Annotated in this window: 4 protein-coding genes; 1 reads left to right on the plus strand and 3 read right to left on the minus strand. The window is 57.7% G+C overall.

Features of this window, described 5'->3' with window-relative positions:
• Window positions 1-76: 76 nt before the first annotated feature.
• On the minus strand, window positions 77-469 hold the full coding sequence (locus tag JX325_RS09970) for a helix-turn-helix domain-containing protein (RefSeq protein WP_243414032.1): 393 nt from the start codon (window positions 467-469) through the stop codon (window positions 77-79).
• A gap of 231 nt (window positions 470-700) precedes the next feature.
• Between JX325_RS09970 and JX325_RS09975 the strand changes: the two genes are divergently transcribed.
• Complete coding sequence (locus tag JX325_RS09975) at window positions 701-3,118, plus strand: MMPL family transporter (protein WP_307819264.1); 2,418 nt, start codon at window positions 701-703, stop codon at window positions 3,116-3,118.
• Window positions 3,119-6,773: 3,655 nt separating this feature from the next.
• On the opposite strand, the gene JX325_RS09980 is transcribed toward JX325_RS09975, so the two are convergent.
• Both JX325_RS09980 and JX325_RS09985 read right to left on the minus strand, forming a co-directional pair.
• Entirely contained in the window at window positions 6,774-7,190 is a 417-nt protein-coding gene (locus JX325_RS09980; RefSeq protein WP_243414033.1) for a site-specific integrase, read from the minus strand.
• Window positions 7,191-7,201: 11 nt separating this feature from the next.
• Window positions 7,202-8,002 (minus strand): site-specific integrase (locus JX325_RS09985; RefSeq protein ID WP_204790999.1); only part of this gene is annotated, 801 nt, incomplete at its 5' end.

Below are 8,002 nucleotides of genomic sequence, written 5' to 3' on the forward strand. Positions count from 1 at the left end.
CCCCCGCTCCCTTTTCAGTCACCTTTGAGCGTAAGGTTGTCCGCACGGGCCGCAAACCAACCCCCCAAAGAAAGCATCACTTTTTCTGCCTTTCCTTCAACCGCTGTAACTCTATATACTCCACAACAGCTTCTCTTCCATGTTCGCTTAAAGAAAGTATATCCTGCACCAGCTTCTCACAAGTACAATCACGAGTGACATATACCATCTCCAAAGGCTTCTTTTCATCATAGGAACACCGCCCGATTAGATAATCAGCAGACACACTATAGTATTTTGCCAGCGTGATAAAATGCCGCAGCGGAAATTCATATTCTCCCGTCTCATACTTGGAATAATGCTGCTGAGAAATTCCCAAAACGGCTGCTATATCACTTTGAGAGTAATCGTGATCTTCCCGCAGTTCCCGAAACAATTCCATCACGCTTTTCAATGTCAGTCCCACTTTTTCAAGGAACGTATCATACATATATTTCTATGTATTGGTTTACTTATTCAATCATGTATAATACATATAATTCAATGTAAAAAGGGGACGATGGAAGTGACAACATTATCTTTCTGTTGACCACTTGCATTTCCAAGAAAAACAGAGTACCATTGTCTATCATAGAGTTTGAAAGGAGCGTTCAGGTTGAGCAGGCACACAGTAGAAGTTTCGGAAAAGCAAAGCCCGATGGAACGGATTGCGGCTTTTATTGTGGACAAACGCAAAGCCTTTTACCTGTTGTACATCGGAGCAGCTATTTTCTGCGTCTTTTCCAGCGGCTGGGTGGCGGTGAACGACGATCTGACCAGCTACTTGTCTGACACCACCGAGACCCGGCAAGGGTTGACCGTGATGGAGGCGGAGTTTGTCACCTTTGGCACCAGCCGCATTATGGTGGACAATATCTCCTACCGTCAGGCGGAGAGCTTGGCGGAGCAGATAGAGATGATGGAAGGTGTAAAATCGGTGGAGTTCAACGGTTCCAGGGACCACTACACCAACGGCTCCGCCCTGTTTTCCATCACCTACGACGGGACCGCCACTGACCCGGTGAGTCTGGAGGGATTGGATGGTGTCAAAGCCCTTCTGGACGGGTATGACGTCTATATCACCGGCGACACCGGCGACTCCGCCTCTGAAAGTCTGAACGCCGAGATGCAGGTGGTCATGGTGATTGCCGTGGTCATCATCCTGGTGGTGCTGCTGTTCACCTCCCACACCTATATGGAGATCCCGGTGCTACTTATGACCTTTGGCATGGCGGCACTGATGAACAAGGGCACCAACTTTATCTTTGGCGAAATATCCTTTGTCTCCAACTCGGTGGCGGTGGTCCTCCAGCTGGCCCTGGCCATTGACTACGCCATCATCCTCTGCCACCGGTACACCGAGGAGCGGGAGCAGCTGGAGGCCCGGGAGGCGGTGGTGGCCGCCCTGAGCAAGGCCATTCCGGAGATTGCCGGCTCCTCCATGACCACCCTGTCCGGCCTGGGGGCCATGTGCTTCATGCAGTTCGGGATTGGTCAGGATTTGGGCCTGGTGCTGATGAAGTCCATTGTGCTCAGCCTGCTGGCCGTGTTTACCCTGATGCCCGGGCTGCTGCTCAGCTTCAGCAGTTTGATCGACCGCACCCACCACCGGAATTTTGTGCCCAAAATCACCGCCTGGGGCCGGCTGGCGGTGAAAACCCGTTTTGTCATGCCGCCCCTGTTTGTGGTGCTTCTGATTGGCGGTTTTGTGTTCGCCAACCGCTGCCCCTACGCCTACGGGCAGACCGAGCTGACCACCTTCCGCCAGAGCGACGCCCAGATTGCCCAGCAGCGGGTGAACGAAACCTTTGGCCGGGTGAACACCCTGGCGGTTATCGTGCCCAAGGGGGACTATGAGCAGGAGGGCCGGCTGCTCCGGGAACTGGATCGTATGCCCGAGACGGACACGGTGCTGGGCCTGGCCAATGTGGATGCCATGGACGGCTATGTCCTCACAGACCGGCTGACACCCCGGCAGTTTGCCGAGCTGACCGATCTGGATATTGAGGTGGCCCGGCTGCTCTACTCCGCCTACGCCGTGGACCAGGAGGACTACGGACAGGTAGTTTCCGGCCTGGACAGCTACGGCGTACCCTTGATTGATATGTTCCTGTATGTCTATGACATGATGGACGAGGGCTACATCTCTCTGGACGCGGACATGACTGAGACCATTGAGGACCTCCACGTCCAGCTGACCGACGCCCAGCTGCAATTGAAGGGGGAGAACTACAGCCGTCTGGTCTTACAGCTCAACCTGCCCGAGGAGGGGGAGGAGACCTNCACTTTTCTGGACACTCTGCATGAAATTGTGGGCCGTTACTACCCGGAAAATTCCCTCCTGGTGGGCAACTCCACCAGCGATTTTGACCTGTCCGCCTCCTTCGGCAACGACAACATGCTCATCAGCATTTTGACCATCGTATTCGTCATTCTGGTGCTGGTGTTTACCTTCAAATCCGCCGGGCTTCCGGTGCTGTTGATCCTGGTCATCCAGGGCAGTGTCTGGATCAACTTCTCCTTCCCTTACTTACAGAAGGAACCCCTGTTCTTCCTCAGCTATCTGGTGGTCAGCTCCATCCAGATGGGCGCAAATATTGACTACGCCATTGTCATCGCCAACCGCTATGTGGAGCTGAAACAGACCATGTCCCTCAAGGATGCGGTTATCAAGTCGCTGAATGAGGCTTTCCCCACCATTATTACCTCAGGCACTATTTTGGCCTCCGCCGGCGTGGCCATCGGCCTGCTGTCCACCACAGCCTCCATCGCCTCCATCGGCGTGTGTCTGGGCCGGGGCACGTTAATCTCCATCTTCCTGGTGATGGGTATCCTTCCCCAGATTCTGCTGCTGGGCGACACCATCATTGAAAAGACTGCCTTTACCCTGAAGACCCGGCATCTCGTCCAGACCCACACCGGCAGTCTGCTGGTGGACGGCCACGTCCGGGGATACATCTCCGGCATGGTGGACGCCGATTTCAGCGGCATCCTCCATGGCAGCATCAATGCGGCGGTGGCAACGGGGGCTGTCCGGCCGGAGGAGCCGCCCCAACCAGCGGCAATCCCTGCGGGAAAGGGGGCGGATTCTCATGCGTAAACGTGTCGACCGGCTGTTCCCCATCCTTCTGGCGGTCTGGATTCTGACCTCGCTGGTCCTGCCCGCCTGGGCCACGGAGGAAAGCACTGTCACCATCTCCAACGTAGCGGACCTCCAGCGTTTCGGGAAAAACTGCGCTCTGGACACCTGGTCCCAGGGCAAGACTGTTACCCTCACCGCCGACCTGGACCTGAGCGGGGTGGATTTCACCCCCATTCCCACCTTCGGCGGCACCTTTTTAGGCCAGGGACACACCATCTCCGGGCTGTGTCTCACCTCCGCCGGTTCCACCCTGGGGTTGTTCCGCTATATCCAGCCCGGCGGGCTGGTACGGGACTTGACCGTCAAGGGTACGGTGGCCCCCGGGGGTACCCGCTCCACCGTGGGAGGCATCGTGGGCAACAACGCAGGAACCCTGCAAAGCTGTGCCTTTCACGGCGTGGTTCAGGGGGATGCCACCGTGGGCGGCATCGCCGGATACAACAGCATCACCGGTGAGATTACCGGTTGTTCCGTCTCCGGTTCTGTCAGCGGCAAGAATATCACCGGCGGCATTGCGGGCCGGAATTTGGGGTTGCTGCTCAAATGTGAAAGCAGCGCCGGAGTGAATCTGACCCGGAAGGAAACCAATGTGGACCTGATGGACGCGGATGCGGCTGCCATCTTGGAGGAGCAGGCCGCGGCGGACGACGAAACCTACCACCTGCTGGACGGCTGCTTTGATACCGGTGGCATCGTGGGCTATTCCAGCGGCATGGTGCAGAGCTGCGTCAATCGCGGCACGGTGGGCTACCCCCATGTGGGGTACAACACCGGCGGCATCGCCGGGCGGCAGGACGGCTATCTGTCCGGCTGTACCAACAGCGGCACCGTCTACGGACGGAAGGACGTGGGCGGCATTGTGGGCCAGGCGGAGCCCTATGTGCTTGTGGACCCTGGCCGGGACACGCTGGAGCAGCTGCGCCAGGAGCTGAACACCCTGGAAAACCTGATTAACCGCGCGCTGGACGACGCGGAGCGCACCGGAGACAGCGTCTCCGCCCAGCTCAGCGCCATGGGAGACTACGCCGGCAGCGCCAAGGACAGCACCAAGGAGCTGCTGGACCGGGTTTCCGATTTTACCGACGAGAACATCGGCACCATCAACACCCTGACCGCCGACATCACCGGCGCGCTGGACAAAATTTCTCCCGCCCTGGACGATCTGTCCGACGTGGGCGGGCGGCTGGAGCGCCTGTCCCGCCAGCTGGGGGACGCTTTGGATTCTCTGGGCGGCGCGGTGGACACCGGCGATCGGGCCGCGCGGGACCTGCGTCTCGCGGTGGAGAAGCTGCGGCAGTCCGCCTCCGGGCTGACCACGGCGGTAAGCCGGCTGGAACGCGCGCTGGACGCCTTTCAAGGCTTTCTGGATTTGGGAAGCGGCTCCATCTCCGTCAGCTCTCTTCTGGCGGCGCGGGAGGAGCTGCGTCAGGCATTCCGCGCCCTGCGGGGAGCGGGGGATGATCTGGATGATGCCCTGTCTCAGCTCCAGCAGGCCCTGAGCCGCTCCGGCGCTCTGTCCAGCCAGCTGGGAGACGCNCTGGATACACTGGAGGAGGCCTCTGACACCTCCGNCGTCATCGGGCGGCTGCTGCGCCGGGCGCTGGATACCATTGGCGATGCGGTGGATACGCTCACCGAGGACGGTCCTGCGGAGTTCACCCCCCTGGGGGAGGACTTCCGGCAGGCCGGCGACAGCCTTTATGATGCCATGAGCGGCCTGCTGGAGGAGATGGACGGGCTGAACAGCGCCCTTCAGACCGGGAACGGCACCCTGACCGCCGACCTGCGGGCCATCAACCGGCAGTTTAACGCGGTATTCACCCTTCTGCTGGACGCAATGGATGACGCCAGGGACACCGCTGAAGGCGGCCTGGAGGGCATCATTCAGGACACCTCCGATGAGGACATCTCCGCCACCCGGGAGGGCAAGGTGGCGGACTGCTCCAACCTGGGAACCGTGGAGGGAGACCGCAACGTGGGCGGCATTGCCGGTGCCGTGGCCATTGAATTCGACCTGGACCCGGAGGACGACACGACCGGCCGGTTCTCCTTTGGCAGCAGCTACGAGACCAAGGCGGTGCTGATGAACTGCGTCAATCGTGGGGCCGTCACCGGCAAGAAGGACTGCGTGGGCGGTCTGGCGGGGCGCATGGACCTGGGTACTGCCTTGGAGTGCCAGAATTACGGCCCGGTAGCCAGCACCGGCGGGAACTATGTGGGGGGTGTGGCCGGCTACGCGGACGCCTCCATCCGCAGCTCCCATGTCAAGAGCACCCTGTCCGGAGAGAATTACGTCGGCGGCATTGCCGGCTGGGCCAGCCGTCTGCGGGACTGCCGTGCCATCGTCACAATCGAGGAAGGCACGGAGTATCTGGGAGCCATTGCCGGCGGCATAGAGACGGATGGGGCGCTGTCCGGCAATCTCTTTGTAGGCACCGGCACCGCCGGGGTGGACGGCGTCAGCTACGCGGGGCGGGCCGAGCCCATCCCCTTTAACGCGCTGAGCCAGCTGCCCGATATTCCGCCAGAGTTCACCGCCTTTACGCTGACTCTGATGGCGGAGGAAAAAACGGTGGCGCAGATTCCCTTCCTCTACGGGGAGGACCTGTCCAGGCTCGACCTGCCCCCTGTGCCAGAGCTGGAGGGCAATTACGGCGTCTGGCCGGAGTTTGATGTCTCCGGCCTGCGCTCCGACCTGACCGTGAACGCGGTCTATACCCCTTGGGTTACTGTGGTGGCCAGCCGGGAGCTGTCCGGAAAGCTGGCCCTGGCCCTGGCGGAGGGACAGTTTACCGGGGACGCCGTTCTCCATGTGACAGACAGCGTCCAGGTTCCGCCCCAGGAGGCGGGGGAGCAGGCCGTCGTGTGGGACGTCGTTCTCGCTGGAGCGGAGCCAGAGGATTCCGTTCCTTTGCGGCTGTTAAGCCCTGACAGCGGTACCCATGTCTGGCAGTATCAGAACGGCCAGTGGCAACAGGTGGAAGCCGTCCAAAACGGACAGTATCTATTGCTGACCATGACCGGAACCCAGGGCACTTTCTGTATCCAATCTACTCGGAGCGCCCTGTGGCTGATCCCCGCTGTCGTGGGCGGTTTGGCTGCCTTGGCAGCACTCGTGCTGATTGCCGGCAAACACAAGAGAACGGCCGCCAAGGCTCAGAAAGGAAAAGAGGAGCCAGCATCGAAATAAAATGCCCCGCTCGCTGGATAGACTTATTTCATCCGGCAAATCGAATCCCGGCAAAAAGAGCAGGGGCGCAGTACCGGCCTGGACCATATTCTGCCGCTATAGACTCAAAGCCGCCGTATCACGGAGAAACGTGATACGGCGGCTATTCGTACTCTGAATCCACTATATTCCAGCCACCGCGCGGCGCAGAGAGCCAGGCAGACGGGACCGATGGCACACACTTGCTTGGTAAACTTCTAATAAGCACAAAGATGGGCTGTGGATAATTTATAAATCCATAACCCATCTTGCGCTTTTGCACTACGAATTGTCAGCCAACAGTCTCCTTGCGTGAGTTCCTTACCACTATTAACGCAATGGTTTCAAGGTTTTTTTATACCCTTTTGACCCTTGTGTTGACCCTTACGGGATTTTTTAACAATGTCAGCCCATGTTTTCTATGTACTGCTGCATCCGCTGGGCGCTGACCTCCTTCATATGCTCGGACACATGCCCATAGACATCCAGCGTAAATGCCGCCGTAGCGTGGCCCAGGTTTCCCTGCACCGTTTTCACATCGTCGCCGTTCTGGAGAGACAACACGGCATAGGTATGTCGGAGATCATGCACCCTGGCCTGGGGAGCACCTACGGAGGCCGCCAGTTTTTTAATATGGTTGTAGACGGTTTGGGGATGGAGATGCCCGCCAAGCTCATTGGTAAACACAATGGCGGCTTGTCTTTCCTTTTCTGTTTTCCAGCCCTGCCATAAACTTCCCGACAGCAGTTTAGCTTCCGCCTGTTTTTGTTTCCACTGCTTTAACAAAGCCAAGACAAACGGAGCCGGGGCAATTACACGCACCTTGTCATTTTTCAGCGGAGCAAACGTAAAACCGACATCCGCCAGCGGCCTTTTTGAAGCTGTTTATTGATGGTCAGCCGGTTTTTTTGAAAGTCAACGCAGTCCCACGTCAGTCCCAGGGCCTCGCCCAAGCGCAGACCAGTAAAGACAACCACTTTAAACAATGTTCCAAAACCGTCATTTCCCGCTTGCGCCACCATTTTGCTCACTTGCCCGTCATTAAGGGGCTTGATTTCTTTGCGGTCTACACGGGGCAGTGTTACCGATTCAGCGGGATTCCGCCGGATATACTCCAGTTTGACAGCCGTAGAGAGGCATTTGCTGAGGATACCGTGGATATTCCGAATACTTTTCGGGCTGAGGGGTTTTGTTCTTCCTTTTCCCCGCAGCAGAGAATTGTAAAATGTTTGAATAAGGTGAGGGTCCAATTGTGACAATGGATAACAGCCCAGGGCTGGCAGAATATTTATCTTCACTTGGGCTTTATAATGCTTGACAGCGGACCATTTTTTATCAAACATATACTCGTCCAGCCAAATCCCCATCCACTGTTCCAAGGTCATTTTTGAAGGCTCTGCGTAGGTTCCAGTATCAACCTCCATAGTAACCTCCGTCAACCTTTCCCGAACCTCTTTTTGGGTCTTACCGTAGATGGATTTCTGTACTTGTTTTCCTGTTGTCGGATTGAAACCGACTGTAAACCTAGCCTCCCAGCGGCCATCGGATCGTTTGCGGATGGTCCCCGCACCCTGCGCGTTTTTCTTGGGAAACGCTGATTTAATCCCCCCAAATGATAAAAGATGTGAAAAAAT

The organism is Oscillibacter sp. CU971, assembly GCF_905219725.1.
Lineage (GTDB): Bacteria > Bacillota > Clostridia > Oscillospirales > Oscillospiraceae > Oscillibacter.

Excerpts from the sequence above, each read along its gene's own strand:
- JX325_RS09970 (WP_243414032.1), bottom strand. The coding sequence starts at position 469 with ATGTATGATACGTTCCTTGAAAAAGTGGGACTGACATTGAAAAGCGTG.